20 protein-coding genes and 2 pseudogenes are annotated in these 26445 nt (G+C 73.1%); 8 read left to right on the top strand and 14 right to left on the bottom strand.

What is annotated here, in order from left to right; all coding sequences use genetic code 11:
* The first annotated feature begins 14 nt into the window (after window positions 1–14).
* On the top strand, window positions 15–815 hold the full coding sequence (gene pssA / locus AB0K80_RS28430) for a CDP-diacylglycerol--serine O-phosphatidyltransferase (protein ID WP_365674596.1): 801 nt from the start codon (window positions 15–17) through the stop codon (window positions 813–815).
* Window positions 816–878: 63 nt separating this feature from the next.
* Here pssA and AB0K80_RS28425 read toward each other — a convergent pair whose 3' ends face one another.
* Window positions 879–1997 carry a glycerate kinase gene (locus AB0K80_RS28425; protein WP_365674594.1) on the bottom strand — a complete coding sequence of 373 codons (1119 nt, stop codon included), beginning with the start codon at window positions 1995–1997 and terminating at the stop codon, window positions 879–881.
* A 174-nt stretch (window positions 1998–2171) separates the two neighbouring features.
* On the opposite strand from AB0K80_RS28425, the gene AB0K80_RS28420 reads away from it, so the two are divergent.
* The 3 genes from AB0K80_RS28420 to AB0K80_RS28410 all read left to right on the top strand — a co-directional run bounded on the left by AB0K80_RS28420 (window position 2172) and on the right by AB0K80_RS28410 (window position 4606).
* On the top strand, window positions 2172–3245 hold the full coding sequence (locus tag AB0K80_RS28420; RefSeq protein WP_365674469.1) for an ADP-ribosylglycohydrolase family protein: 1074 nt from the start codon (window positions 2172–2174) through the stop codon (window positions 3243–3245).
* A gap of 73 nt (window positions 3246–3318) precedes the next feature.
* Window positions 3319–4077 (top strand): hypothetical protein, encoded by a 759-nt coding sequence (locus AB0K80_RS28415; RefSeq protein ID WP_365674468.1) that lies wholly within the window; start codon window positions 3319–3321, stop codon window positions 4075–4077.
* Between the two features lie 34 nt (window positions 4078–4111).
* Entirely contained in the window at window positions 4112–4606 is a 495-nt protein-coding gene (locus AB0K80_RS28410; RefSeq protein ID WP_365674466.1) for an NUDIX hydrolase, read from the top strand.
* A 7-nt stretch (window positions 4607–4613) separates the two neighbouring features.
* Here AB0K80_RS28410 and AB0K80_RS28405 read toward each other — a convergent pair whose 3' ends face one another.
* Window positions 4614–4814: a type II toxin-antitoxin system VapB family antitoxin gene (locus tag AB0K80_RS28405; RefSeq protein WP_365674464.1), complete on the bottom strand. Its 201-nt coding sequence runs from the start codon at window positions 4812–4814 to the stop codon at window positions 4614–4616.
* Between the two features lie 76 nt (window positions 4815–4890).
* Between AB0K80_RS28405 and AB0K80_RS28400 the strand changes: the two genes are divergently transcribed.
* A complete protein-coding gene (locus tag AB0K80_RS28400; protein WP_365674462.1) occupies window positions 4891–5625 on the top strand; it encodes an NAD-dependent deacylase in 735 nt (244 codons plus the stop codon).
* Between the two features lie 6 nt (window positions 5626–5631).
* Here the strand turns inward: AB0K80_RS28400 and AB0K80_RS28395 are convergent, their stop codons facing one another.
* The 3 genes and pseudogenes from AB0K80_RS28395 to AB0K80_RS28385 form a co-directional block, all read right to left on the bottom strand.
* Complete coding sequence (locus AB0K80_RS28395) at window positions 5632–6132, bottom strand: methylated-DNA--[protein]-cysteine S-methyltransferase (protein WP_365674461.1); 501 nt, start codon at window positions 6130–6132, stop codon at window positions 5632–5634.
* 10 nt (window positions 6133–6142) lie between these two features.
* Window positions 6143–7613: pseudogene (locus tag AB0K80_RS28390) on the bottom strand (AlkA N-terminal domain-containing protein).
* 67 nt (window positions 7614–7680) lie between these two features.
* Entirely contained in the window at window positions 7681–9612 is a 1932-nt protein-coding gene (locus AB0K80_RS28385; protein ID WP_365674592.1) for a heavy metal translocating P-type ATPase, read from the bottom strand.
* A gap of 56 nt (window positions 9613–9668) precedes the next feature.
* Here AB0K80_RS28385 and AB0K80_RS28380 point away from each other — a divergent pair, with 56 nt between their 5' ends.
* Both AB0K80_RS28380 and AB0K80_RS28375 read left to right on the top strand, forming a co-directional pair.
* Window positions 9669–10028: a metalloregulator ArsR/SmtB family transcription factor gene (locus tag AB0K80_RS28380; protein ID WP_365674460.1), complete on the top strand. Its 360-nt coding sequence runs from the start codon at window positions 9669–9671 to the stop codon at window positions 10026–10028.
* Window positions 10029–10050: 22 nt separating this feature from the next.
* A pseudogene (locus AB0K80_RS28375) lies at window positions 10051–11198 on the top strand (MFS transporter).
* A 50-nt stretch (window positions 11199–11248) separates the two neighbouring features.
* On the opposite strand, the gene AB0K80_RS28370 reads toward AB0K80_RS28375, so the two are convergent.
* The 5 genes from AB0K80_RS28370 to AB0K80_RS28350 all read right to left on the bottom strand — a co-directional run bounded on the left by AB0K80_RS28370 (window position 11249) and on the right by AB0K80_RS28350 (window position 20316).
* Window positions 11249–15175, bottom strand: a complete 3927-nt coding sequence (locus AB0K80_RS28370) for a glycoside hydrolase family 2 TIM barrel-domain containing protein (RefSeq protein WP_365674458.1) — start codon at window positions 15173–15175, stop codon at window positions 11249–11251.
* A gap of 328 nt (window positions 15176–15503) precedes the next feature.
* On the bottom strand, window positions 15504–16019 hold the full coding sequence (locus AB0K80_RS28365) for an O-acetyl-ADP-ribose deacetylase (RefSeq protein WP_365674456.1): 516 nt from the start codon (window positions 16017–16019) through the stop codon (window positions 15504–15506).
* On the bottom strand, window positions 16016–17425 hold the full coding sequence (locus AB0K80_RS28360) for an NAD(P)/FAD-dependent oxidoreductase (protein ID WP_365674454.1): 1410 nt from the start codon (window positions 17423–17425) through the stop codon (window positions 16016–16018). The genes AB0K80_RS28365 and AB0K80_RS28360 overlap by 4 nt, the downstream gene beginning before the upstream one ends.
* Before the next feature lie 125 nt (window positions 17426–17550).
* A complete protein-coding gene (locus AB0K80_RS28355; protein WP_365674452.1) occupies window positions 17551–18408 on the bottom strand; it encodes an inositol monophosphatase family protein in 858 nt (285 codons plus the stop codon).
* Window positions 18409–18504: 96 nt separating this feature from the next.
* Window positions 18505–20316 carry a gamma-glutamyltransferase gene (locus AB0K80_RS28350; RefSeq protein ID WP_365674450.1) on the bottom strand — a complete coding sequence of 604 codons (1812 nt, stop codon included), beginning with the start codon at window positions 20314–20316 and terminating at the stop codon, window positions 18505–18507.
* 249 nt (window positions 20317–20565) lie between these two features.
* Between AB0K80_RS28350 and AB0K80_RS28345 the strand changes: the two genes are divergently transcribed.
* Window positions 20566–21234, top strand: coding sequence for a hypothetical protein (locus AB0K80_RS28345; RefSeq protein ID WP_365674448.1), 669 nt, complete (start codon window positions 20566–20568; stop codon window positions 21232–21234).
* 19 nt (window positions 21235–21253) lie between these two features.
* On the opposite strand, the gene AB0K80_RS28340 is transcribed toward AB0K80_RS28345, so the two are convergent.
* From AB0K80_RS28340 to AB0K80_RS28325, 4 genes are all read right to left on the bottom strand, one after another.
* Window positions 21254–22780, bottom strand: coding sequence for an NCS1 family nucleobase:cation symporter-1 (locus tag AB0K80_RS28340; protein ID WP_365674446.1), 1527 nt, complete (start codon window positions 22778–22780; stop codon window positions 21254–21256).
* A 139-nt stretch (window positions 22781–22919) separates the two neighbouring features.
* Window positions 22920–23942, bottom strand: coding sequence for a TIGR03842 family LLM class F420-dependent oxidoreductase (locus tag AB0K80_RS28335; RefSeq protein ID WP_365674444.1), 1023 nt, complete (start codon window positions 23940–23942; stop codon window positions 22920–22922).
* A gap of 11 nt (window positions 23943–23953) precedes the next feature.
* Entirely contained in the window at window positions 23954–25357 is a 1404-nt protein-coding gene (gene hydA, locus AB0K80_RS28330) for a dihydropyrimidinase (protein ID WP_365674442.1), read from the bottom strand.
* Between the two features lie 76 nt (window positions 25358–25433).
* A complete protein-coding gene (locus tag AB0K80_RS28325; RefSeq protein WP_365674440.1) occupies window positions 25434–26276 on the bottom strand; it encodes a nitrilase-related carbon-nitrogen hydrolase in 843 nt (280 codons plus the stop codon).
* Between the last annotated feature and the right edge of the window lie 169 nt (window positions 26277–26445).

Raw genomic sequence — 26445 nt, 5'->3', positions numbered from 1 at the left:
CGGAGGCCGACGAGATGGACGAAGAGGAGGAGATGCCGCTGTCGCTGCGCCTGTCGATAGCGGACACCCTCACCCTCGGCAACGCCACGTGCGGCTTCATGGCGGTGTACTTCACCACCACCGGCATCCTGATCCCGCACCTCACCGGCAGCCAGGAGACCGGCATGGCCCGCCACAGCGCGGCCACGGCGGTCATCCTGATGCTCTGCGCGGCGATCTTCGACCTGTTCGACGGCCTGGTGGCGCGCAAGCTGCGCTCCTCCCCCATGGGCGCCGAGCTGGACAACCTCTCCGACCTGATCAGCTTCGGCCTGGCACCGGCGTACTTCGTCCTGGTCTACGGCATGGTCGCCGACGACGCGCACCAGCGGGTGGCGGCGGTCGGCGCGATCGTGGTGCTGCTGGCGGTGGTGCTGCGCCTGGCGAGGTTCTCCTGCGTGACGATGAAGGACGGCGTGTTCCAGGGCATGCCCTCACCGTTCGGCGCGCTGACGGTGGTCGCGATCGTCCTGCTGGAGCTGCCGTTCGCGGCGACGCTCATGGCGATCCTGGGCACCGCGTGGCTGATGGTGAGCCGCGTCGAGTACCCCAAGCCGCGGGGCCGTCTCGCCGTGGCGATGCTGTCCTGGATCGTCCTGTCGATGGGCCTCCTGGCGGCCTGGGCCTTCGGCGCCCCCAGCGGCCAGCTCCTGCTGCAGACCGGCTGCGCGCTCCAGCTGGTCATGGGCGCGGTCATCCCGCTGTTCGCGACGGCGCGCCGCGTGAACAACTTCCGGGACAACCGTCGCGAGGCACGGGCGGCACAGCTGCCCTGACCCGCACCTCGCCGACCTTCGGGTGTGGCCCGGGCCTCCACGGCCCGGGCCACACCCGTTTGGTCAGGTCAGGAAGTCACGCCCGATACGCTCCGCCACCCGCTCCAGGATCGGCCCGGCCTGAGCGATGCAGGTGGCGAGGTCCGGCTCGGCGTCCGTCAGCGGGTAGGCGCGGCGGATTCCGGCCCGGCCCAGGGCCTGCGGCGGGAGGGCGAGGCGGCCGCAGACCGCGATGACCTCCTTGTCCGCCGCCCGGGCCGCGGCCGCGACGCCCGCCGGGGCCTTGCCGTGCAGGGTCTGCTCGTCGAGGGAGCCCTCACCGGTGATCACGAGGTCGGCCCACTCCAGGGCCGGGGCGAAGCCCAGGACGTCGAGCATCACCTCGATGCCGGGGCGGAACCGGGCGCCGAGCAGCAGCGCGCCGTACCCGATGCCGCCCGCCGCGCCCGCGCCCGGCGCTGCCGCGTACGCGGCGGCCTTCGGGCCGGCCGCCTCCTCCAGCACCTTGGCGTAGTGCGCCAGGGCCGCGTCCAGGGCGGCCACGTCGTCCGGGGAGGCCCCCTTCTGCGGGCCGTACACGGCCGCCGCGCCCGCCGGGCCGGTCAGCGGGTTGTCGACATCGCTCGCGAGGATCAGTTCGACCGCGGCCAGGCGCGGGTCCAGATCCGACAGATCCGCCGAGGCCAGCGCGGCGAGGCCGCCGCCGCCCGGGGGCACCGGCTCTCCGCCGGCGTCGAGGAAGCGCGCGCCCAGCGCGCAGAGCATTCCGGCGCCGCCGTCCGTGGTCGCGCTGCCGCCGACGCCGAACACGATCGTGCGGGCCCCCGCGTCCAGCGCGGCGCGCAGCAGTTCCCCGGAGCCGTACGTGGAGGCCGTCAGCGGGGCGAAGACGCCGGCCGGGAGCCGTTGCAGCCCGCTCGCCTCGGCCATCTCCACGACCGCGGTGCCCTCGCGCAGCGCGAACGAGGCCGTCACCTCGTCGCCGAGCGGCCCGGCGACCCGTACCCGGCGCCGTTCGAACCCGGCCGCGACCGCCGCGGCCACCGTCCCGTCACCGCCGTCGGCCACGGGCAGCGCCTGGACCTCAAGGTCCGGCACGACCCGGCGCAGCCCGGCCGTCACCCGCTCGGCGACCTGGACGGCCGTCAGCGAGCCCTTGAACTTGTCCGCGGCGATGAGCACGCGCTGTGTCACTGATGTCCCCTTGCTCTCCGGGCCTCTCGCATGTCAAGGCCAGTCGCGCCGCTGTGACCTTAACCGCAGGACGTCCCCGCCGCCATGACCCGCCCGGCCCGTGCACCCGCACGGGGACCACGGTCACGTGCCGGCGGAGCTCACCCGGGGTAGACCGGAACCATGACCGCTGTGGCCACCGACGTGGCACTCGCCGACCGCATCCTCGGGGGCTGGCTGGGCCGGATCGCGGGCAACATGCTCGGCAAACCGGTCGAGCAGGGCGAGGTGTGGACCCGTGACCGCATCGACCGCTACCTGCGCCGGGCCGCCGCCCTCCCCCTCACCGACTACTTTCCCGAGCCGCCCACCGAGGAGGAGGGGCTCGCCCTGCGCCCCGAGTGGCGCGAGTGCGTCCGCGGCCGGGTGCACGGCAGCTGCCGCGACGACGACGTGGACTACGCCATCCTCGGCCTGGACCTGCTGGAGACGTACGGCTTCGGCTTCGGCACCGAGCAGGTCGGCGACCTGTGGCTGCTGCGGCTGCCGTACCTGCAGACGTTCACCGCCGAACGCGCCGCCTACCGGAACCTCGCCAACGGGCTGAAGCCGCCGCTGACGGCGACGTACGACAACCCCTACCAGGAGTGGATCGGCGCGCTGATCCGCGCCGACATCTACGGCTGGACGTCTCCCGGCCTGCCGCGCCGGGCCGCCTCGCTGGCCCGCCGGGACGCGGTGCTGTCGCACACCGGCAACGGGGTGTACGGCGCGATGTGGGCGGCGGCGCTGATCTCCGCCGCGTTCACGGCCCCGACCGTCCGGCAGGCACTCGAGGTGGCCCTGACCGTGATCCCGGCGAGCAGCCGCCTCGCCCGTACCGTGCGCCGGGTGGTCTCCCTGCACGACACCCGGATGACCTGGGAGGACACCCTGACCACGGTCGCCGGGGAGACCGCCGGGCTCGGCTGGATCCACACCGTTCCGAACGCCGCCGTCCTCACCGCCGGACTGCTGTACGGCGACGGCGACTTCACCCGCACCATCGCCCTGACCGTCCGCGGCGGCCTGGACACCGACTCCAACGGCGCGACCGCGGGCTCGGTGGCGGGCGTCCTCACCGGGGCGACGGCGATCCCCGGCCAGTGGAAGGACCCGCTGGAGGACACCGTACGCAGCGCGGTGTTCGGCTTCGACGGCGTACGGATCAGCGAACTGGCGGAGCGGACCCTTCGGCTCGCGGAGGCGAACGTCTGACCGGCGGACGCCTGCCCGGATAGGCTCGGCCGGTGCACCGGACGCCGTACGACACCCGCCCCGCGGACGCCTGATGGCCCGCGCAGCCGGCAGTACCCCGGGCCCGGTCAGCCGCCGCGCGGCCACCTGCTGCCTGGTCCTGCTGCTCGTCCCGGCCGGCCTAGTGGCCGCCTTCTGGTACGACGTGTGGCAGACCGGGAGGGAGAACGACCGGCGCGAGCAGCGGGCCTTGGCCTCGATCGCCGAGCAGGCCCAGCGGGCGGCGCGGGACACCGCCCGGGCGATGGCCGCGCACCGTGCCGCCGGCGCCGACGCGCTCACCGACGTCATCTGGCGGCACACCGAGGCACCGGTGATCACCTACGACGCGGCGCGCCGCACCTTCACCGCCACGGCGTCCCGGTCGGCCGTGTACGAGGAAGAGCCCCTCCTGTTGGGCGCGGGCCCCGTCAAGCTGGACCGCTGTTTCCGGTTCACCTTCACCCGCCGCCCCGGGGCGCCCTGGAGTGCCAGGGTGACCGCACGTGCCGACGAGGCCTGCGCGCCGAGCGACCGCATCCGCAACGAGGTCGTCCTGGCCCGGATAGGTCTGGAGAACCTGTCCTCCGACGCGGACCGCGCCGCGGTGCGGCGGGCCCTCGAACCCGCCGGACGGCCCGGTCTCCTCGACGTGCGGAGCACCGCCCGTACCAGGCGGACGATCACCGCCACCGTCCTGGTCCACGCCGCCCCGCCCCCGGCGGCGACATGGCAGTGCTACCGCCTCACCCGGGACCTCGGCGACGCCGGCACCGGGCGTTCGGTCACCGCCGTCCCGGTGGCGACCTGTTGAGCCGACCCGGCCGCACGCTGGTTACCCTTCCTCAATGACCTCCACTGCGGACTACGCCACGTACATCGCCGGGCTCCCCCGGGTCCTCGCCGGTGCCGCCGCCCTCTTCCGGGACGCCGAGGGCCGGGTGCTGCTCGTGGAGCCGAACTACCGGGAGGGCTGGGCGCTGCCCGGCGGCACGATCGAGTCCGACGACGGCGAGACCCCCCGGCAGGGCGCCCGGCGCGAGACGGCCGAGGAGATCGGCCTGGACCGGCGGCTGGGCCGGCTGCTCGCGGTGGACTGGGTGCACGGCACGGGCCGTCCGCCGCTGGTGGCGTACCTGTACGACGGCGGGGTGCTCGGCGAGGACGACTTCAAGGCGATCCGGCTGCAGGAGGAGGAGCTGCTGTCCTGGCGGCTCGTGCCGCGCGAGGAGCTGACCGAGTACCTGCCCGGCGCCCTGGGCCGCCGTGTCCTGGCCGCCCTGGACGTGCTGGCGGACGGCTCGGGCACGGTCGAGCTGGAGAACGGCCACCGCGTGGCGTGAGCGGGGTTCAGCCCTGGGTGTCCCGCGGCGTGCTGTCGACCTCGCGCAGCGCCTCGTCGCGTGCGGCCACCCGGGCCTCGGTCCGGTGGCCGCGCTCGATGTAGTCGCGCACGACGAGCTCGACGGCGTCCTGGGGGCTGCTGACGCCCGCCAGCACCATGGCTTCCACGACGAGTTCGGCATCGAGCGACACGGTGACCTTGGCCATGACCGGACCCTAGCAGCGGGTACGGGCGTGCGATATCCGTTCGCGGCCACGAGCCGCCCCGGCCTACTCTCGGCCCATGAGCAAGCCCCTCGTCGCCCTCCTCAGCGGAGCCGGTATCTCCACCGACTCCGGCATCCCCGACTACCGCGGGCCCAACGGGCTGTGGCGGCGGGACCCCGAGGCCGAGAAGCTGGTGACGTACGCCTACTACATGAGCGATCCGGAGATCCGCCGCCGCTCGTGGCGGATGCGGCGCGACAGCGGCGCCCTCGGAGCCGAGCCCAACGCGGCGCACCGGGCGGTGGCCGAGCTGGAGCGCTCCGGGGTGCCGGTGCGCGTGATCACGCAGAACGTGGACGGACTGCACCAGCGCGCCGGGATGCCCGCCCGCAAGGTGCTCGAACTGCACGGCACCGCCCACGGTGTGGTGTGCACCAAGTGCCATGCGCGCAGCTCGATGGAGGAGGCGCTCGCACGGGTCGAGGCCGGTGAGGAGGACCCGCCGTGCCTGCGGTGCGGCGGCATCCTGAAGTCGGCGACCGTGATGTTCGGTGAGCGGCTCGACCCGGAGGTCCTCGGCCAGGCGCTCGCCGTCAGCAAGGCGTGCCAGGTGTTCGTCGCGGTGGGCACCAGTCTCCAGGTGCAGCCCGCGGCGGGCCTCGCCGGTGTGGCCGCCGACCACGGCGCCCGCCTGATCATCGTCAACGCCGAGCCGACACCGTACGACGACCGTGCCGACGAGGTCGTCCGCGACCCCATCGGCACGGCCCTGCCCGCCCTGCTGCGCCGCCTGCGGGAGAGCGGCATCTGAACCGGCTCAGAAGAGCGCGGCCGGCACGGCGGGGGCGGCTCCCCGTTCGAAGTCCAGCAGGCGCCGCTTGCGGTCCAGGCCGCCGCCGTAGCCGGTGAGGCCGCCGTTCGCGCCGATGACGCGGTGGCAGGGGACGATGATGCCGATCGGGTTGCGGCCGTTGGCCAGACCCACCGCGCGGGAGGCGCCCGGGCTGCCGAGGGCGTCGGCGAGTTGTCCGTACGAGCGGGTCTCGCCGTAGGGGATGCGGCGCAGGTGCTCCCAGACGCGGCGCTGGAACGGGGTGCCGGTCAGGCGCAGCTCGAGGGTGAACTCCTTCAGTTCGCCCGCGAAGTAGGCCTCCAGCTGTTCGACGGCCTGGGCGAAGGGCGTGTCGTCGCGGTCGCCGAAGGTCTCCTGCGGCGGGCGGTGGCGCTGGCCGGCCATGTAGAGGCCGCACAGGACGCCGTCGTCGGCGACCAGGGTGAGCGGGCCGTAGGGGCTGTCGGTCACGGTGTGCTGTTTCACGGGAACGTCCTCATACCGGAAGGAAGTTGATCGGGTGGCTGTCCGTCGCCCACAGGTACTGGACGGCGTACGCCCGCCAGGGGCGCCAGGCCGCGGCGCCTGCGGTGAGCGCGGCCGGTGTGGACGGCAGGCCCAGCTCCTGTGCGGCGCGGCGGATGCCGAGGTCGGTGGGGAGGAAGGCGTCGGGGTCGCCGAGGGCGCGCATGGCGATGACGTCGGCGGTCCAGGGGCCGAAGCCCGGGAGGGAGAGGAGCCGGACGCGGGTCTCGGGCCAGTCGCTTTCCACACCCAGGTGGAGGGAGCCGTCCGCCAGGTGACGCACGAGGGTGGTGAGGGTGGTGCGGCGGGCGCGGGGCATCGCGAGGGTGCCGGGATCGACGGACGCGAGCGCCTCGACGGCCGGGAAGAGGTGGGTGAGGCCGCCCTCGGGGTCGTCGACGGGGTCGCCGTGCGCGATCACCAGGCGGGCCGCGTGGGTGCGGGCGGCGGCCGTGGAGACCTGCTGGCCGAGCACGGCCCGCAGCGCGAACTCCGCCTCGTCGACCGTGCGCGGGACACGCCGGCCCGGCGTCTTGTCGACCAGGGGGGGCGAGGACGGGGTCCGCGCGCAGCTGGTCGTCCACCGCGACCGGGTCGGCGTCCAGGTCGAGCAGACGGCGGCAGCGGCTGATGGCGACGGGCAGATCACGCAGGTCACTGAGGGTGAGACGGCAGCCGATGTGGTCGGGGCGCGGGGTGAGGGCCACGATGCCGTGGCCGTACGGCAGACGCAGCGTGCGGCGGTAGGAGCCGTCCCGCCACTCCTCCACGCCGGGTACGGCGGTGGCCGCGAGGTGGCCGAAGAGGTTGTCGGGGTTGAGGGGGGCGCGGAAGGGCAGGCGGAGGGTCAGGGCGCCCGGGGTGCTGGTGGCGGTGTTCTTCGGCGCCCGGGCCCGCAGGTCGCTCGGGGCGAGGGCGAAGACCTCCCGGACGGTGTCGTTGAAGGTGCGGATCGAGGAGAAGCCCGCGGCGAAGGCGATCCGGGCCATCGGCAGGTCCGTGGTCTCGATGAGCAGCCGCGCGGTCTGGGCGCGCTGGGCGCGGGCCAGGGCGAGGGGGCCCGCGCCCAGCTCGGCGAGCAGCTGGCGTTCGACCTGCCGGGTGCTGTAGCCGAGCCGGGCGGCGAGCCCGGGCACGCCCTCGCGGTCCACCACGCCATCGGCGATCAGCCGCATGGCACGGGCCACGAGGTCGGCGCGCCGGTTCCACTCGGGGGAGCCGGGGCTGGTGTCGGGGCGGCAACGCTTGCAGGCCCGGAAGCCCGCCTGCTGGCAGGCCGCCGCGCTCGGGTAGAACACCATGTTCTCCGGCTTCGGCGGCACGACCGGGCAGCTCGGCCGGCAGTAGATGCGGGTCGTCAGGACGGCCGTGTAGAACCATCCGTCGAACCGCGCGTCCTTGGACTGGACGGCCCGTACGCAGCGCTCGGTGTCGGTGTGCATCGCCCTCTGCATGCGTCCAGCATCGGCCACCGGCCGCGCCGGGTCTGGCGGGAATCCGACATCGACGTCACGCGTCCTGGCCGGTCCCGGATCGCCAGGCCTTCTCGCGCAGCAGCCGCAGGCCGTTGAGGCCGACCAGCACGGTGGAGCCCTCGTGCCCGGCGACCCCGAGCGGCAGCGGCAGGTGGCCGATCAGGTCCCACAGGACCAGGCCGGTGATGACCGCCCCGGCGATGACGAGGTTCTGCACGACCAGCCGCCGGGCCGCCCGGGACAGGCGTACCACGGCCGGTACGGCCACCAGTTCGTCGCGCACGATCACCGCGTCGGCGGTCTCCAGTGCCAGGTCGGAGCCCGCCCGGCCCATCGCGATGCCGGAGTGCGCGGCGGCCAGGGCGGGGGCGTCGTTGACGCCGTCGCCGACGAACAGCACCTTGCCGCCCGCCCGCTGGATGTCCCGTACGGCGGTCACCTTGTCCTCGGGGAGCAGGCCGGCGCGGACGTCGGTGATGCCGGTGGCGGTGGCGACGCGGGCGGCGGCGGACGCGGTGTCGCCGGTGAGCAGGACGGGGGCGCTGCCGGTGAGGGCGGTCAGGGCGGCGGTGGCCGCCGCCGCGTCGGTGCGGACGCGGTCGGTGAGGGCGAGGGTGCCGACGCAGGTGCCGTCCCGGGTGACGCGGACGACGGTCTCGCCGCCGCCGGCCTCGGCACCCTCCGCCCGGCCGACGGTGATCAGGTGCCCGCCGACGGTGGCGGTGACGCCCCGGCCGGGCTCGGCGGTGAAGTCCTCGGCGGGGGCGAGGGGCAGGTCGCGGGCGCGGGCGGCGGCGACGACGGCGCGGGCCAGCGGGTGCTCGCTGGGGTGTTCGGCGGACGCGGCCAGCGTCAGGAGGGCGTCGCCGTCCAGGCCGGAGCCGGGCCGCGGGCGTACGGCGGTGACCTCGGGCTCTCCCTCGGTGAGGGTGCCGGTCTTGTCGAGGGCGGTGGTGTCGGTCTCCCCGAGGCGTTCCATGGCGACGGCCGACTTGACCAGGACGCCGTGCCGGCCGGCGTTGGCGATGGCGGACAGCAGGGGCGGCATGGTCGCCAGGACGACAGCGCAGGGCGAGGCGACGATCATGAAGGTCATGGCCCGCAGCAGCGCGTCCGTGAGGTCCTCGCCGAAGGCGAGCGGGATGCCGAAGACGGCGAGGGTGGCGGCCACCACGCCGATCGAGTAGCGCTGTTCGACCTTCTCGATGAACAGCTGGGTCGGCGCCTTGGTGCGGGAGGCCTCCTCGACCAGAGCGACGATCCGGGCGATCACCGAGTCGGCCGGGTCGCGCTCGACGCGCACACGCAGCGCGCCGGTGCCGTTGAGGGTGCCCGCGAAGACCTCGTCGCCGGGGCGCTTGACAACCGGCAGGGGCTCCCCGGTGATGGTGGCCTGGTCGGCCTCGCTCACCCCGTCCAGCACCACTCCGTCGGCGCCGACGCGCTCACCGGGGCGCACCAGCAGCACGTCCCCCACGGCCAGTTCGGCGGTGGGGACGGTCTCCTCGCCGTCGCCGGTCAGCCGGGTCGCCGTGCTGGGCGCGAGGTCGAGCAGGCCGCGTACGGAGTCGGCGGTGTGGGCGGTGGCCAGGGCCTCCAGGGCGCCGGAGGTGGCGAAGATGACGATGAGCAGGGCGCCGTCGAGGACCTGGCCGATGGCGGCCGCGCCGAGGGCCGCGACGATCATCAGCAGGTCCACGTCGAGGGTCTTCTCGCGCAGCGCCCGCAGTCCTTCGAGGGCGGGCTCCCAGCCGCCGGTGGCGTAGGCGACCGCGTACGGGACGCCGTACGCCCAGGCCGGTGCGCCGCCGAGGTCGAGGGCGAGGCCGAGCAGGAACGCCAGCAGCGAGGCCAGCGCCCAGCGGGCCTCGGGCAGGGCGAGGAGGCGGGTACGGCGGCGCGGCGCCGGCCGCTCGCGGGCAGGGACGGGTGCGGGGGCGTAAGTCACGGACACCCGGCCCACCATACAGGAACACATGAAGACTCATTCATGCGTTCATAGGTGACCGGTAGGATGGGCCCATGGGTCATGGAGCCGTCATCCCCGCGCAGGACGCCGCACGCGTACGCCTGGACGCGGGCAACGTCGCGAAGGTCGCCACCACGCTCCAGGCCCTGTCCACCCCCTCCCGGCTGCTGATCCTGGCGCGGCTGCGCGAAGGCCCGCTCCCGGCCACGGAGTTGGCCGCCGAGGTGGGCATGGAGCAGTCGGCGTGCTCGCACCAGCTGCGGCTGCTGCGGAACCTGGGCCTGGTGGTCGGCGAGCGACGCGGCCGCTCCGTCGTCTACGCGCTGCACGACCACCATGTCGCCGAACTGCTCGACCAGGCCGTCTACCACGTGGAACACCTGCGGCTCGGCATCAGTGACGCCACCGACTGATACGGCCCCGGCCCGGGCCCGCATGTGGCCCCTGTACGCGGCCGGTTTCACCACCGCCTTCGGGGCACACGGCATCGCCGCGAACCTCGGCGCGGCCGGTGCGGACGCGGTCACCTCCCTGCTCGTGCTCGGCGGGCTGCTCGCCCTGTACGACGGCGCGGAGGTGCTGCTCAAGCCGGTGTTCGGGACGCTCGCCGACCGGGTCGGGGCGCGCCCGGTCCTGCTCGGCGGGCTGCTGGCCTTCGCCGCCGCCTCGGCGCTGTACGCCCTGGCCGGTTCCCCCGGCTGGCTGTGGGCGGCCCGGCTCGGGCAGGGCGCGGCTGCCTCGGCGTTCTCCCCGGCCGCGTCCGCGCTGGTGGCCCGGCTCAACCCGGCGGCGGCACACGGCCGGGCGTTCGGCAGTTACGGCTTTTACAAGTCGCTCGGCTACACCCTGGGCCCGCTGCTCGGCGGTCTGCTGACCTGGGCGGGCGGGCTGCGGCTGCTGTTCGCCGTCCTGGCGGCGCTGGGCGTGGGCGTCGCCCTGTGGGCCCTGGCCGCCGACCGGCCGCAGCGCCCCTCCCCCGCGCCCGGCAGACCCTGCTGGACCTGGGGCGGCGGCTGTCCGACCCGGGGTTCCTGGTGCCGACGGCGGCGCTCGCCGGGGCGACGGCCGCGCTCTCCGCCGGGGTCGGCTTCCTGCCCGTGTCGGGTGCGGCGGCCGGGCTGGGTACGGTGGCCACCGGCGCCGCGGTGTCCGTGCTGGCCGCCTGCGCGGCCCTCACGCAGCCGTGGGCCGGCCGGGCCCTGGACGCGGGCCGGATCACCGCGCGCGCCGGACTCGCCGCCGGGCTGCTGCTCACGGCGGCCGGGCTGGCCAGCGCGATGCTCCCCGGCCTGGCCGGCGTCCTGCTCGCCGCGGCCCTGACCGGCACGGGCACCGGCCTGATCACCCCGCTCGGCTTCGCCGCCCTGGCCTCCGCCACCCCGCGGGAGCGGCTGGGCCAGACGATGGGCGCCGCCGAGCTGGGCCGTGAACTGGGCGACGCGGGCGGGCCGTTGCTGGTCGCCGGGGTCGCGGCGGCGGCGACCCTGACGTACGGGTACGGGGTGCTCGCCCTGGTGCTGGCGGCCGGATCGGCCGTCCTCGGGGCGGCCGGCGTGAGGCGGCGGGGCACGACCGCCGTGTGACGGGAACGGCCGGGGAGGGCCCGTGCCCTCCCCGGCCGCACGCGCCTCGCCTACTGAACGGCCGTCGGCCGCCGCGAGAGCGCCGTCGCGCGGTTCACGTCGGTCAGCGGACGCAGCCGGTAGGTGTAGGCGTAGTCGCGGTCGGCGAACAGCTTGTACTCGTCGTGGGTGTGCGCGCCCCAGCTGTTGTCGCCGCCCACGCCCATCTGCCGGTGGTTCACCCGCAGCACGACCTCCTCCCGGGCGGTGATCTGGTAGTCGTGCCGGACCCCGGACGACAGGTCCTCCGGGGTGACGTGGGAGGCGTTGATCTCCAGCAGCGGTTCGCCGCAGACCAGCAGGCCGACACCGTCACGGCCGGTCAGGGCGGCCCAGCGGACCTCGGTCTTGTTGCCGTTCTCCTGCGGGCGGAGGTAGGGCGTCCACTGCTCGGCGACGGTGCCGGAGTACAGGCCCACGTCGGTGGCGTTGTTGCGGTCCCACATGTTCTCCTCCGGGCCCCGGCCGTAGTAGTGCAGCCGGTCCAGGCGGCGCGGGAGGAAGAGCAGGGTGCCGACCTCGGGGATGTACGGCAGGTTCGGCGCGCCCGGGTGCAGGGTGTTGTCGACCTTGATCTCGCCGTTGCCGAACACCGTGTACGTGGTGGTGTACGCCGACTCGACGGACGTGGGCAGCGTGCCGGCGACCTTGATCTCGACGGCCCTGCCGTCGCGCAGCGCGCGCACCCGGACGTCCGTCACCGTGCGGCGGGCTCCGGCGTCCCGCCACGTCTGGTTGCGGGTGTGGTGGCCGTTGCCCCGGTCGTTGTCGGTGGGCGCCCGCCAGAAGTTCGGCACGGGGCCCGAGGTGATCAGACGGACCCCCCGGAACTCGTACGAGGTGAGGGTTCCGGAGCGCTTGTCCACGGTGACCGAGAAGTCTCTGCCCCGCACGGCGACGGCCGTCTCGCCGTCCTCGTGGCGCAGGGCGGGGACGGTGTCCAGCGGTACCGGGGTGACGGCGGGGCTGCCCGCGTCGACGGGGAGTTGCTGCTTGGCGACCTCGAAGCCGGGCTTCGCCCAGGGGGCGGGTTCCCTGGTGGTGAAGGACAGGTGCAGGAAGTACTCCGTGCCGGGCTCCGGGCGCTCCGGCAGCCGCACCGGCACGGTGATCTCCTTGCTGGACAGCGGGGGGACGTCCAGCTGGTCCCGGGTGAGTCTGCCGCGCCGGACGACACGGCCGTCGGCGATCAGGGACCAACGCCCGTCGAAGACCCGCAGGTTGGTGAACAGGTACTCGTTGGTGAGGGTGACCCGACCGGACGCGGTGACCCGGTCGCCGGAGGCCGGGGCGGCGTTGATCGCCTGGTAGATCTGCTTGACCTCCGCCGACTTGCCGGTGAGCCCCCGGTCGGCGAGGAGGATGCCGTCGCCCGAGAAGGCGCCGTCGTTGGGGTTGTCGCCCCAGTCGCCGCCGTAGGCGAGGAAGGTCTTGTCCCGGGGCCGCTTCTCGGTGAGTGCGACGGTGGCGGCGTCGAACCAGAACCGCACGCCCTCGTCGCCCGGGCCCCGCCCCTCGAAGGCCAGTTCGGCGGCGCTCAGGGCACGGGCGTACACCCGGGCCCGCCGGATCGTGCCGCTGAACTCCCGGGTGGGGTTGTCGACGTCGGTGGCCAGGGCCAGGGGTGCGGTGTTGCCGCTGGGGCGGCGGGTGGTGGTCCTGGTGGCCCGCACGGACCCGTCGACGTACAGGGTGAGCGTGCCCGCGTCGGCGTCGAAGACGCCCGCGATGTGGTGCTCGCGGCCGGTCCAGTCGTCCGGCAGCGCCCAGCTCGCGGTGACCCACTGACCGCCGCCGTGGATGAAGAACTCCAGCGTCCTGTTGGTCTGCTTGAGCGCGTACTGGGTGTCGCCCTTGGCGAGGATGGGCTGGTGATAGCCCGTCACGTGCGGGGTGACCCACGCCTCCAAAGTCAGCGAGCCCGTCAGTTCCAGGCGCTCGTCGCGGGGGAAGACGGTGGCGCCGAAGACGCCGTCGGCCCGGGTGAAGCGGCCGCTGGGGTTGATGATCTCCCCGCGCAGCCCGCCGGGCCCGGACTCGGTCAGCAGCGTGCGCGACGGGGTGGGCCAGCGCAGGGCCTGGTCGGCGAAGTCCCAGATCCAGCCGCCCTGGAGCACGTCGTGGCGGCGGACGATGTCCCAGTACTTCTTGAAGTTGCCGTTGGAGTTCCCCATGCCGTGCGAGTACTCGATCATCACGTACGGCCGGGTGTCGGCGGTGTCCTTGGCGCGGGCCTCGACGCGCTGCGGGCTGTCGTACATCTCGGAGCGGATGTCGCTGATGCCCGGGCGGTCGTCGCCCTCGTACTGGACGACCCGGGTGGGGTCGTAGGACGTGATCCAGTCGTACATGGCGGTGAAGGTGCTGCCGCCGCCCGCCTCGTTGCCGAGCGACCAGATGACCACGGATGCGTGGTTCTTGTCGCGGTGCACCATGTTCTGGGCGCGGGCCACGCACGCCTCGGTCCACTCGGGGTGGTTGCCGGGGTACTCGCCGCGGATGCCGTGGGTCTCGAGGTTGGTCTCGTCCACGAGGTACAGCCCGTACTCGTCGGCGAGTTCCAGCCAGAGCGGGTTGTTGGGGTAGTGCGAGGTGCGGACCGAGTTGATGTTCAGGCGCTTGATGACCGTGATGTCCTCGATCATGTCCGCGCGGGTGAGCGCCGAGCCGTGGGCGGGGTGCATCTCGTGGCGGTTCGTGCCGCGGAAGGAGACCGGCTTGCCGTTGATGCGCATCAGGCCGTCCTTCAGCGCGAACTCGCGCAGGCCGACCCGGTGGGACAGTGTCTCGACGACCCGTCCGGCGGGGTCGCGCAGCCGCAGCACGGCGGTGTACAGGTACGGCTGCTCGGCCGACCACAGCCGTGGGTCCGGCACGGCCCGGGAGGCCTGTACGGTCACGTCCTCGCCGGCCTTCGCCGAGCCGAGGTCGGCGGTCTGCTGGAGCGGGCGCGACCAGACGGGATGCCCGCCGGCGTCGTACAGCAGCGTCTCGACGGTGTACCGGCCGCCGTCGCCGCCGTAGTCCCGCACACTGGCCGTGACCTTCAGCTCGGCCGAGGTGTATGCGTCGCCGAGCGGGGTGTCCAGCTTGAAGTCGCGCAGGTGCACGGACGGGGTGGAGTACAGGTAGACCGAGCGGAAGATGCCGCTCAGCCGGATCATGTCCTGGTCCTCGAGCCAGTCGCCGTCGGAGTAGCGGTACACCTCGACCGCGATCTGGTTGGTGCCTGCCTTCAGGTGCTCGGTGATGTCGTACTCGGCGGGCGTGTAGGAGTCCTCGCTGTAGCCCACCAGCTCGCCGTTGATCCATACGTAGTGGGCGGACTTGACGCCCTCGAAGTGCAGGAAGGTCCGCCGTCCCCGCCAGTCGCGCGGGACGGTGAAGGTACGGCGGTACTGACCGACCGGGTTGCGGCGGGTGGGGGCGGCCGGCGGCTGGGCGTCCTCGCCCAGGCCGTTGGGGCCCCACCAGGGGTAGGTGATGTTGACGTAGATCGGTTTGTCGTAGCCGTGCAGCTGCCACACGGAGGGGACGGGGATGCTGTCCCAGCCGGAGTCGTCGACGTCGGTGCGGTAGAAGTCGGCGTCCCGGTCGTCGGGGCGGTCGGCGTAGGCGAACTTCCATGTCCCGTCCAGGCTCAGCCGGTACGGCGAGCGGGTGCGGTCGGCGGCCAGCGCCTGTCTGACGTCCGCGTACGGCATCAGGGTGGTGTGCGGGGGCTCGGTGCCGACGCGGAAGGTGGCGATGCTGCCGTTCCACTCCGGGGCGGCGTCCGCCGCCGCCCGCCGGCCGGTCGCGTACGCCCCGGCGGGCGAGGCGGACAGGGCCAGCGCGCCGAGCACGGCGGCCGAACCCTCCAGCAGGCGGCGGCGGCTGACGACCGGTCGTTCGGGACGGACGGGCCGGTCGTGGGATGACACGTGCGGGTGCGGCATACCGTGGCCTTCCTCGGTTCGACGGGGCGCCGCACGGACTGAGGGCACGTCAGAAAAGGTCTTCAACAGACCGTCGCGGCACGGGTGTTGCTGTGGGGGCGGAGCACAACGGGTGGTGACGGAGGCAACTGCTGAGCCAGCCCCACACCCTAGGACTCGAACACAATCGAAGCAATGATCCCGTCGGACTCTGTGCGGTCCTGATGGGTTCGCCGGCCGTCGGCGGATACGCGGAGCGTTGGGACACAACGGCTGGATCTCGTCGGTGTGCTGCGGGCCGGCCTGCGCGTGGGGCCGAACCGCGTGGCCGGCCGGGCGGGTGGCAGGGTCAGTTCAGGTGGGTGGCGAACGCCTGGTAGGCCCGCTCGTCGAAGAGGACGAACCTGACCTCCTCGACCGCCGTGTCCGTGTCGCGCACCGCCTGGACCGCGATGCGCGCGGCGTCGTCCATCGGCCAGCGGTAGACGCCCGTGGAGATGGCGGGGAACGCCACCGTCTTGGCGCCCAGGTCGTCGGCGACCCGCAGGGATTCCCGGTAGCAGGAGGCGAGCAGGTCGGAGCGGTCCTCGTCGCGGCTGTGGACGGGGCCGACCGTGTGGATGACCCAGCGGGCGTCCAGGTTGCCCGCGGTGGTGGCGACGGCCTGGCCCGTGGGCAGGCCCCTGCCGTACCGGGAGGCGCGCAGCATGCGGCACTCCGCCAGGATCGCCGGACCGCCGCGGCGGTGGATCGCGCCGTCGACTCCTCCCCCGCCGAGCAGGGAGGAGTTGGCCGCGTTGACGACGGCGTCGACGCACTGCCGGGTGATGTCGCCCTGGACGAGGGTGATCCGTGGTCCGGTCATGTCGATCTCAGCCTTCTCCAGACAGCTCGGGCGGCGTTGTGCCCGGACATGCCGTGCACGCCGGGGCCGGGCGGGGTGGCCGAGGAGCAGATGAAGACGGCCGGGTGCAAAGTAGCGTACGGGGACAGGGACAGGCGGGGCCGCAGCAGCAGTTGCAGTCCGGTGACCGCGCCGGAGGCGATGTCACCGCCGACGTAGTTGGCGTTGCGGGCGGCGAGTTCGGGCGGGCCGGCGGTGGCGCGGGCCAGGACCAGGTCGCGGAAGCCGGGCGCGAAGCGCTCCAGCTGCCGTTCTATCGCGTCGGTGAGGTCGCCGGTCCAGCCGCTGGGGACATGACCGTAGGCCCAGAACACGTGCTTGCCGGCCGGGGCGCGGCTGGGGTCCACGACACTGGGCTGGACGGTGATCAAAAACGGTGTGCCGGGCGCCCGCCCCTCGCGGGCCGCCGCGCGCAGCGCCGTGCCGATCTCGGCCTGGCTCGCGCCGATCTGCACCGTGCCGGCGACGCGGGCTTCCTCGGCCGTCCACGGCACCGGGCCGTCCAGCGCGTAGTCGATCTTGAAGACGCCGGGACCGTAGCGGTAGCGGTCGTAGTAGCCGCCGAAGCCGGCGATGCGGGCCAGGGCGGTGGGCGAGGTGTCGAAGACGTACGCGCGGGCCGGCGGCAGGTCGTCCAGGCGTTTGACTTCGTAGTCGGTGTGGACGGCGCCGCCGAGGTCCTTCAGGTAGGCGGCGAGGGCGTCCGGGATGGCCTGGGAGCCGCCGCGGGCGACGGGCCAGCCGCGGGCGTGCGCGGCGAGCGCGAAGACCAGGCCGACCGCGCTGGTGGCGAAGCCGCCGAGCGGCGCCATGACGTGCGCGACGAGACCGGCGAACAGGGCCTTGGCCCTCTCGTCGCGGAAGCGGCGCATCAGCCACGTCGACGGGGGCAGACCGGCCAGGCCGAACCGGGCGAGGGTGACCGGGTCGCGGGGCAGCGCGGTGCGCGGCAGGGACATGAAGTCGCGCACCAGGGTGTCCCAGCGGGGCAGGAAGGACTCGACGAGCCTGCGGTACGGGCCGGCGTCCCGGGGTCCGAAGGAGGCGGCGGTCTCGCCGACCGACCGGGACAGTACGGCCGCCGTGCCGTCCGGGAACGGGTGCGCCATGGGCAGGTCGGCGTGCAGCCACTGCAGTCCGTAGCGGTCCAGGGGCAGGGCGCGGAAGGCGGGTGAGTTGATGCCGAGCGGATGCGCCGCGGAGCACGGGTCGTGCCGGAAGCCGGGCAGCGTGAGCTCCTCCGTGCGGGCTCCGCCGCCCACGGTGCCGCGCGCCTCGAAGACCGCGACGGAGCAGCCGCGGCGGGCCAGCTCCACGGCAGCGGTCAGTCCGTTCGGCCCCGCACCCACCACGACCGCATCGAGCATCGACGGCACCTTCGGACCCCTTCGTCAGCCGACGGCCACAGGGATCAGGATATGCCGGGGGGCTGACACCCTCAGGTCACGGGGGTTCCCGGTGGCGGGCCGGCGGACTGGCCGGGCGTGGCCGGTCAGTCGCCGGGCCGGGCCGAAGCCGCCAGCAGTCCTGCCACCCGGCGGGCCGTGGCCGCGTCACGAGCCGCGGTGAACGGCAGGGCGTTGCCGCCGGTGATGCTAAACGGCTCGCCGTCGCGGGTCAGGTGGGCGCCGCCGGCCTCCTCGACGAGGAGCAGGCCCGCCGCGTGATCCCAGGCGGCTTCCCAGGAGAACGCGGTGGCGTCGAGTTCGCCGCGGGCGATGGCGAGGTACTCCAGGCCGGCCGAGCCGCAGAAGCGGGGCGCCACGCCCTCGGTGCGCAGGCCCAGCAGGGCGCGCTTTTGCTCGTCCGTCGTGTAGTCCGGGTGGGAGGTGGCCACGCGCAGGTCCCGGCCGGGCTCCGGCGCGCCCGCGTGCAGCCGTTCCCCGTCCAGGAACGCGCCCCGGCCCCGGACGGCCGTGGCGAGCCGGTCGTGAGCCGGTGCGAACGTCCAGGAGGCGAGCAGGACACCGCCTCGCGCCAGGGCGACGAGCGTGCAGAACCCGCTCTCGCCGCGGACGAACGGCCGTGTCCCGTCCACGGGATCGACGATCCAGACCGGCGCCTCGCCCCGTATCGCCTCGTACGACGCCGGGTTGTCGTGCACCGCCTCCTCGCCGACGACGACCGAGCCGGGCAGCAGGGCGCTGAGGGCGCCGGTGAGGTACAGCTCCGCCTTGCGGTCGGCGTCGGTCACCAGGTCGTGCGGGCCGGCCTTCTGGTCGACCTGGTGCGCGGCGAGCCGGCGCCAGCGCGGCATGATCTCCCGGGCGGCAGCCGTACGGACGGCTTCCTCCACGTCGAAGGCGTGCCGGGCGAGGAACTCGTCGATCGTTCCGCTGTCTTCGATCATGCCTCCATGAGAGCACGCGCCACTGACAATCCCCACCCGGCCCGTGCACCCCGGACGGGAGCCGGCACGCCCGGCCACCCCGATCCGGGCGGGGTGTCAGCGTCCCACCGCGTAGCCCTGCATGCCGCGCGGGTTGGCCGCCGCCGACAGGACGCCCGTCCGCGGATCCCGCGCGACCGCGCACAGCCGCCCCTCGGACCACGGGCCGCCGACGGTCACGTCGTGGCCGCGGCGCCGCAGCTCCTCGACGACCGCCGGATCCGTACGCGACTCGACGGTGACGCTCCCCGGGCGCATGCCACGGGGGTAGAACGAGCCCGGGAAGCTGTCGTTGTGCCAGTTCGGGGCGTCGATGGCGCCCTGGAGGTCGAGCCCGCCGCGGACCTGGCCGCGCAGCGCGAGGGCCAGGAAGAAGTGCAGCTGCCACTGGTCCTGCTGGTCACCGCCGGGCGTGCCGAAGGCCAGCACGGGCTGTCCGTCGCGCAGCGCGAGGGAGGGTGTGAGGGTGGTGCGGGGACGGCGGCCCGGCGTGAGGGAGTTGGGCAGGCCGTCCTCCAGCCAGGTCATCTGCAGCCGGGTGCCGAGCGGGAAGCCCAGTTCGGGCACGACGGGGTTGGACTGCAGCCAGCCGCCGCTGGGGGTGGCGGCGATCATGTTGCCCCAGCGGTCGACGACGTCGAGGTGGCAGGTGTCGCCCCGGGTGGTGCCGTCACCGGCGACCTCGGGTTCGCCGGGCACCGGGGAGGCCGGGCTCCTGGCGACGGTCGGCTCGCCGACGCCCAGCGCGTCGGCGTCCTGGCCGGCGGCGGTGGCCGCCACGCGCGCGTGCGCGGGCAGCACCGGGGAGCGTCCCCCGGGACTGCCGGGCCGCAGCTCGTGGGAGGCCTTGTCCCCGACCAGGGCGCGGCGGGCCGTGTTGTACTCCGGCGACAGCAGGTCACCGACCGGCACCTCGGCCGCGTCGCCGTACCAGGCCTCCCGGTCGGCCATGGCGAGCTTGCAGCCCTCGATCAGCAGGTGGACGTAGTCGGCTGAGCCGTACGGCGGCAACTCGGGCGGCAGCAACGCGAGTTGCTGGAGGAAGACGGGGCCCTGGCTCCAGGGGCCGGCCTTGCACACGGTCCAGCCGTTCCAGTCGTACGTCGCGGACCAGGCGGCGAGGTCGGCGGCGGTCAGGGTGCCGGTGTGGTGCCGTCCGCTGGTGTCCAGGGTCGGGCGCCGGGCCTGCCGCACCAGGGCCTCCGCGATGAAGCCGCCGCGCCACACCTCCCGCGCCGCCTCGATCCGCGCCTGCCGGTCCCCGGCCCCGGCGGTCTCGGCGAGCAGGCGTTTCCAGGTGGCGGCGAGCGCGGGGTTGCGCAAGAGGGTGCCCGGGCGCGGGGCCCTCCCGCCCGGCAGGTAGACCTGCGCCGAGGAGGTCCACTCCGTCTCGAACAGCTCGCGCACGGTCTCGACGGTCTCGCCGACGCGCTCCACGGGCGCGTGCCCGTGTTCGGCGTATCCGATGGCGTACTTCAGGACGTCGTCGAGCGACTTGGTGCCGTGATCGCGCAGCAGGAGCATCCAGGCGTCGAACGCGCCGGGGACGGCCGCGGCGAGCGGCCCGGTGCCGGGGACGAGGTCCAGCCCCAGGCTCCGGTAGTGGGCCACCGTCGCCCCGGCCGGTGCCACGCCCTGCCCGCACAGCACCCGTACCGCCCCACCGGCCGGGGCGAGCAGGATCGGCACCTCGCCGGCCGGGCCGTTGAGGTGCGGTTCGACGACGTGCAGCACGAAGGCGCCCGCCACGGCGGCGTCGTAGGCGTTGCCGCCGTCCTCCAGCACGGCCATCGCCGACTGGGAGGCGAGCCAGTGGGTGGAGGAGACCATGCCGAAGGTGCCCTGGAGGGTGGGGCGGGTGGTGAACATACGGCCTGTCGTTCCCTGCGTGCCCGTGCGGTACGCCTCTGCGGGCGCGCGTACGCGCGGCTCAGGCGCGACACCGTCTTGATCGACACCCCCGCGCCACAAACCGGAAGGGCCGCCGGTACGGCACCGTGACCGCCCCTGCACGGAGCGAGTTCGCCCTTCCGCCCCACAAGGACTCATGTGACACTGGCGTCCCGTCCGCAGTGCGGACCCTCTTCCGCACCGTCCGTCCCCCACGAGAAGTGCGCCGTGCGTGATCTTCCCCTGCCGCTCGCTCTGACCGCGCGTCTGTCCCCGGTGGCCGTGCTGGCCGCGGCGGGCTGGGCACTGTCGTCCGGTCCGCCCGCCGCGCCGCAGGCCGCCGAGCACAAGCCGGCCGCGCAGACCGGGACCCGGTCCGCGTCCGCCCCCTCGACCGAGGCGGTGTCCAGGACGTACACCGCGGCTCCCGCGCCCTGCGCCGCCCTGGCCGCGAAGACCGTCGCCTCGCTGGTCCCGGGTGCGAAGACGGCCGGGAAGGAGATCCCCTCGACGGACTCCCGGCTGCGCCGCACCTGCTCCTGGAACGCGCTCAAGGGCTACGACTACCGCTGGCTCGACGTGTCCTTCGAGGTCCTGGACTCGGACGAGGAGGCACAGAAGTCGTACCAGGAGCGCACCGGGAAGAACAGCGGCGGAGGCGCGGTCCCGGGGCTCGGCGACGCGGGCTACTCCGTCGTGAACCTCACCACCGAGGACAAGCAGCAGACCCGCGAGGGCGTGGTGTTCGCCCGGGTGTCCAACGCGCTGGTGGTGGTCACCTACAACGGCAGCGACTTCGAGACGAAGAAGGCGCCGGGCACGGACGAGATCAACAAGGGCGCCATCCGGGCCGCCAAGGAGGCGGTGGCGGCACTGGAGGGCGGCCGGAAGGGGTGACCGCCCTCCCCCGCGGGCGTCACACGGGGGCCCGGTCCCGGCCGCGCGCCGCCATCAGCACCAGGTACACCACCATCGACGTGCCCAGGCCCACCGCCCAGCCGTAGTCGGCCAGTCCCGCGAGCGCCGGGATCGGGCGGCCGTCGATCAGCGGTTTGAAGCTGGCGCCTCCGACGGCGAGGACACCGCCGGCCGCGAAGGCGACGACGGCCCGCCAGTTCCAGCCGCCCTCGTACCAGTAGCGGCCGCCCGTGCGGTACAGGTCGACCAGGTCGAGGCGGGTGCGGCGCAGGATCCAGTAGTCGGCGATGAGGATGCCGGCGACGGTGCCGAGCAGGCCGCCGACCAGGCCGAGCCAGGTGAAGATGTAGCCCTGCGGGTCGGAGTAGAGCTTCCACGGGAAGATGAGGACACCCAGTACGCAGGTGGCCAGCGCGCCCGCCCGGAAACTGATCTTCCGGGGCGCGATGTTGGAGAAGTCGAACGCCGGGGAGACCAGGTTGGCGGCGACGTTGACGGACAGCGTGGCGACCAGGACGGTGACCAGGGCGTACAGCAGTCCGACCGTGCTGTCCGTCTTGGCGGCGAGCTGGACCGGGTCCCAGATGGCCTTGCCGTACACCGCCTGTGAGCCCGAGGTGACCATCACCGACAGGAAGGCGAACAGGGTCATGGTGGTGGGCAGGCCGAGCGCCTGGCCCCAGGTCTGCGCCTTCTGGCTCCTGCCGTAGCGGGTGAAGTCGGGGATGTTCAGCGACAGGGTCGACCAGAAGCCGATCATGCCCATGAGGGCCGGGGCGAACAGCTTCCAGAAGTCCGCGCCCCAGCCGAGCTTGGACGGCTGGTCGAACAGCGGCCCGAACCCGCCGGCCTTGACGCTCATCCACCACAGCATCACGAACGCGCCGACGAGCACGAAGGGCGCCGCCCAGTTCTCGAACCGGCGCAGGGTCTCCATCCCTCGGTAGATGATCGCGACCTGCAGCGCCCAGAAGAGCGCGAAGGACAGCCACATCGTCCAGGCGTACCCGCCGAACGTCGCCGCGTTCGACCAGCTGTCGCCGATGAGTTTCCCGGCGAGGAAGTAGATGGCCTCGCCGCCGATCCAGGTCTGGATGCCGAACCAGCCGCACGCCACCAGGGCCCGCACGACGGCCGGGAGGTTGGCGCCGCGGACACCGAAGGAGGCGCGGGCGAAGACCGGGAAGGGGATGCCGTAGCGGGGTCCCGCGTGCCCGGTCAGCAGCATCGGGATCAGCACGATGACGTTGGCCAGGGCGATGGTGAACACCGCCTGCCTCCAGTCCATGCCGACGGCGATCAGACCGGAGGCCAGGGTCCAGGAGGCGGTGTTGTGGGCCATGCCGACCCACAGCGCGCAGAAGTTGTACGTGGTCCAGGTGCGCTTGGCGGCCGGGACCGGCAGCAGGTCCTCGTTGGCGTAGGGACCGCTGGGCGCGGGGGTGCCCGGGGCGATCTCCACCCGGCCGTCGGCGAGGGTGACTTGGGTGGTCGGCGCTATGGCCGTGGGAGCGGTGTCGGTCATGAGCAGGCCCATCAGGGGAGGTGGGACGGGAAAGGCCATGCGGGTGGGCCAGGGGGGTGCGCTGTGGGGAGCGTCCTGGGCCCCTTCCCGGGACAGGCGGGAAGGGGAGTCCATAAACTGCGGTTTCCGGCTGCAAATGTCAACCGTTGACGGCCGGGATCACCTGGGCCCCGTACGCGTCGATCACGGCTTCCTGCGCGTCGTGCATGTCGTAGACCGCGAACTGGTCCACGCCGAGCGCGCGCAGCGCGCGCATCTTCTCGATGTGTTTCCCGACCGGGCCGATGACGCAGAACCGGTCGACGATCTCGTCCGGCACGAACCGCGTGTCCGGGTTTCCGCTGCGCCCGTGGTGGGAGTAGTCGTAGCCCTGCCGGGCCTTGATGTAGTCGGTGAGTTCGTGCGGGACGACACTGCCGTCGGCGCCGTACTTGGCGACCAGGTCGGCGACGTGGTTGCCGACCATCCCGCCGAACCAGCGGCACTGGTCGCGGGCGTGGGCGAGCGCCTCGGGCGAGTCGTCGGCGGTGACATAGGCCGGGGCGGCGACGCACACGGTCACCTCACCGGGGTCCCGGCCGGCCGCGGCGGCCGCGTCCCTGACGGCCCTGACCATGTACTCGGTCAGGTACGGGTCGGCGAGCTGGAGGATGAACCCGTCGGCCTCCTCGCCGGTCATCTTCAGGGCCTTGGGACCGTACGCCGCCATCCACACGGGCAGGCGGGCGTCCGGCTTGATCCAGGGGAACCGGACGACCGTGCCGCCGCCGAGGTCGGCCTCCAGTCCGCTGCCCAGGGCCCGGATGACCTTCATGGCCTCGCTGATCCGGGCCAGGGTGTTGGGCTTGCGGCCGGCCACCCGCATCGCGGAGTCGCCGCGTCCGATGCCGCAGACGGTGCGGTTGCCGAACATGTCGTTGAGGGTGGCGAAGGTGGAGGCGGTGACCTCCCAGGTGCGGGTGCCCGGATTGGTCACCATGGGCCCGACCTTCAGGGTCGTGGTGGCGGCCAGGATCTGGCTGTAGATCACGAACGGCTCCTGCCACAGCACCGCGGAGTCGAAGGTCCAGCCGTGGGTGAAGCCGTTGTGTTCGGCGCGTTGCATGAGGCTGATCACCCGCGAGGCCGGCGGGTCGGTCTGCAGGACGAGTCCGAAGTCCATGGGCGCCACTCCTAGTTCAGGTACTGACAGGTGGAGCGCGGGGTGTAGACGCCGTGACCCTTGTGTCCGGTGTACTCCCGCTCGGTGATCACGAGTTCGCCGCGCGAGAGCACCGTCTCGACGCGGCCGGTGACGCGCTTGCCCTCGTACGCCGAGTAGTCGACGTTCATGTGGTGCGTCTCGGCGGACAGGACCTGCTCGGCGTGCGGGTCGTAGAGGACGATGTCGGCGTCGGCGCCCGGGGCGATGGTGCCCTTCTTCGGGTACAGGCCGAACATCCGGGCCGGGGTGGCGCAGGCGATCTCGATCCAGCGGCGGCGGGAGATGTGCCCGTCGACGACGGCCTGGTGGAGCAGGTCCATCCGGTTCTCGACGCCCGGCAGGCCGTTGGGGATCTTGGAGAAGTCGCCGCGGCCGAGTTCCTTCTGCCCCTTGAAGCAGAAGGGGCAGTGGTCGGTGGAGACGACCTGGAGGTCGTTGGTGCGCAGCCCCTTCCACAGCTGGGCCTGGTGCTCCCTGGGGCGCAGGGGCGTCGAGCAGACGTACTTGGCGCCCTCGAATCCGGGTTCGGCGAGGTTGTCGGTGGACAGGAACAGGTACTGCGGGCAGGTCTCGCCGAAGACGTTCAGTCCCTCGTCGCGGGCCCGGGCCAGCTCGGCGACCGCCTCCGCCGCCGAGACGTGCACGACGTACAGGGGCGCCCCCGCGACCTGCGCGAGCCGGATGGCGCGGTGGGTGGCCTCGGCCTCCAGCAGGGCCTTGCGGACCTCCCCGTGGTAGCGCGGATCGGTCTCGCCCCGGGCGAGGGCCTGCTCCACCAGGACGTCGATCGCGATGCCGTTCTCGGCGTGCATCATGATCAGTCCGCCGTTCTCGGCGGAGCGCTGCATGGCGCGCAGGATCTGGCCGTCGTCGGAGTAGAAGACGCCGGGGTAGGCCATGAACTGCTTGAACGAGGTCACGCCCTCCTCGACCAGCAGGTCCATCTCCTTGAGCGTCTCCTCGTTCACATCGGAGACGATCATGTGGAAGCCGTAGTCGATGGCGCAGTTGCCCTCGGCCTTGGCGTGCCAGGCGTCCAGGCCCTCGCGCAGGCCGTGCCCGACGCTCTGCACCGCGAAGTCGATGATCGTGGTGGTGCCGCCCCAGGCGGCGGCGCGGGTGCCGGTCTCGAAGGTGTCGGAGGCGAAGGTGCCGCCGAAGGGCAGTTCCATGTGGGTGTGGGCATCGACGCCGCCCGGGATGACGTACTTGCCGGTGGCGTCGATGACCCGGTCGGCGGTGAAGGCCTCGGCGGCCGGGGTGCCGGTGGCGGCGAGGGCGGCGATGCGGCCGTCCTCTATCAGGACGTCGGCGTGGATCTCGTCGGACGCGGTGATGACGAGGCCACCGCGGATTGCCGTTCGGCTGCTCATGCTGGGTCGCTCCTCACGGTCTGGAGGGTGCCGGTGGTCGGTGGTTGCTCGCGCAGTTCCCCGCGCCCCTCGGGCGTTACGGTGCCGTCAGGGGCCCGTACGTGCCCGGGGCCCGGTCCCGGTAGAACTGCCAGCGGTCGCGGACCTCGCGCAGCTTGGCCATGTCCAGGTCGCGCACGACCAGTTCGGGCTCCTTGTCGCTCGCCACCTCGCCGACGAACTGGGCCTCGGGGTCCACGAAGTACGAGGTGCCGTAGAAGTCGTTGTCGCCCAGCTCCTCCACGCCGACCCGGTTGATCGCGCCGACGAAGTACTCGTTGGCGACGGCCGCCGCCGGCTGCTCCAGCTGCCACAGGTAGGAGGAGAGCCCGCGGTGGGTCGCCGAGGGGTTGAAGACCAGTTCGGCGCCCGCGAGGCCGAGGGCCCGCCAGCCCTCCGGGAAGTGGCGGTCGTAGCAGATGTAGACGCCGATCCTGCCGACCGCGGTGTCGAAGACGGGCCAGCCGGAGTTGCCCGGGCGGAAGTAGAACTTCTCCCAGAACCCCTTCACCTGCGGGATGTGCGTCTTGCGGTACTTGCCCAGGTAGGAGCCGTCCGCGTCGAGCACGGCGGCGGTGTTGTAGAGGACGCCGGGCTGCTCCTCCTCGTACATCGGCAGCACCAGGACGATGCCGTGCTCCCGGGCGAGGGCCTGGAAGCGGCGGACGGTCGGGCCGTCCGGGATCTTCTCGGCGTACTCGTAGAAGGCGGGGTCCTGGACCTGGCAGAAGTACGGTCCGTAGAACAGCTCCTGGAAGCACAGGACCTGGGCGCCCTGCGCGGCCGCGTCGCGGACCGCCTGCTCGTGTACCTGGATCATCGATTCCTTGTCGCCGGTCCAGGCGGTCTGGAAGACGGCGGCACGGATCACTCGGCTCATCGGGACCTCCGGTCGCTCGGTGTGCGCCGAGCCTAGGAAGTCCGGATGTTCCCTTTGAGGTGCACTGTGTCACGTCTGCGGGCGTGTGGCGTGTCACCGTGTCACCCTGCCGTGGGCTCATGTTTCACCGCCGTTTCCCCAGGTGGTTACGTGTTTCCCGGCTGTTGCG

The organism is Streptomyces sp. NPDC052682, assembly GCF_040678435.1.
In the GTDB taxonomy this organism is placed as follows: Bacteria; Actinomycetota; Actinomycetes; order Streptomycetales; family Streptomycetaceae; genus Streptomyces.
Note: the sequence above shows the minus strand (reverse complement) of the source record. Positions and strands in the feature narration are given on the sequence as shown.

Coding starts and splice junctions, on each gene's coding strand:
- AB0K80_RS28405 (WP_365674464.1), bottom strand. CDS start 4,814: ATGGCCAAGGTCACCGTGTCGCTCGATGCCGAACTCGTCGTGGAAGCC.
- AB0K80_RS28370 (WP_365674458.1), bottom strand. CDS start 15,175: ATGCCGCACCCGCACGTGTCATCCCACGACCGGCCCGTCCGTCCCGAA.
- AB0K80_RS28350 (WP_365674450.1), bottom strand. CDS start 20,316: ATGTTCACCACCCGCCCCACCCTCCAGGGCACCTTCGGCATGGTCTCC.
- AB0K80_RS28400 (WP_365674462.1), top strand. CDS start 4,891: ATGAGCAAGCCCCTCGTCGCCCTCCTCAGCGGAGCCGGTATCTCCACC.
- AB0K80_RS28355 (WP_365674452.1), bottom strand. CDS start 18,408: ATGATCGAAGACAGCGGAACGATCGACGAGTTCCTCGCCCGGCACGCC.
- pssA (WP_365674596.1), top strand. CDS start 15: ATGGACGAAGAGGAGGAGATGCCGCTGTCGCTGCGCCTGTCGATAGCG.
- AB0K80_RS28415 (WP_365674468.1), top strand. CDS start 3,319: ATGGCCCGCGCAGCCGGCAGTACCCCGGGCCCGGTCAGCCGCCGCGCG.
- AB0K80_RS28410 (WP_365674466.1), top strand. CDS start 4,112: ATGACCTCCACTGCGGACTACGCCACGTACATCGCCGGGCTCCCCCGG.
- AB0K80_RS28335 (WP_365674444.1), bottom strand. CDS start 23,942: ATGGACTTCGGACTCGTCCTGCAGACCGACCCGCCGGCCTCGCGGGTG.
- AB0K80_RS28325 (WP_365674440.1), bottom strand. CDS start 26,276: ATGAGCCGAGTGATCCGTGCCGCCGTCTTCCAGACCGCCTGGACCGGC.
- hydA (WP_365674442.1), bottom strand. CDS start 25,357: ATGAGCAGCCGAACGGCAATCCGCGGTGGCCTCGTCATCACCGCGTCC.
- AB0K80_RS28380 (WP_365674460.1), top strand. CDS start 9,669: ATGGGTCATGGAGCCGTCATCCCCGCGCAGGACGCCGCACGCGTACGC.
- AB0K80_RS28420 (WP_365674469.1), top strand. CDS start 2,172: ATGACCGCTGTGGCCACCGACGTGGCACTCGCCGACCGCATCCTCGGG.
- AB0K80_RS28365 (WP_365674456.1), bottom strand. CDS start 16,019: ATGACCGGACCACGGATCACCCTCGTCCAGGGCGACATCACCCGGCAG.
- AB0K80_RS28385 (WP_365674592.1), bottom strand. CDS start 9,612: ATGGTGGGCCGGGTGTCCGTGACTTACGCCCCCGCACCCGTCCCTGCC.
- AB0K80_RS28360 (WP_365674454.1), bottom strand. CDS start 17,425: ATGCTCGATGCGGTCGTGGTGGGTGCGGGGCCGAACGGACTGACCGCT.
- AB0K80_RS28340 (WP_365674446.1), bottom strand. CDS start 22,780: ATGACCGACACCGCTCCCACGGCCATAGCGCCGACCACCCAAGTCACC.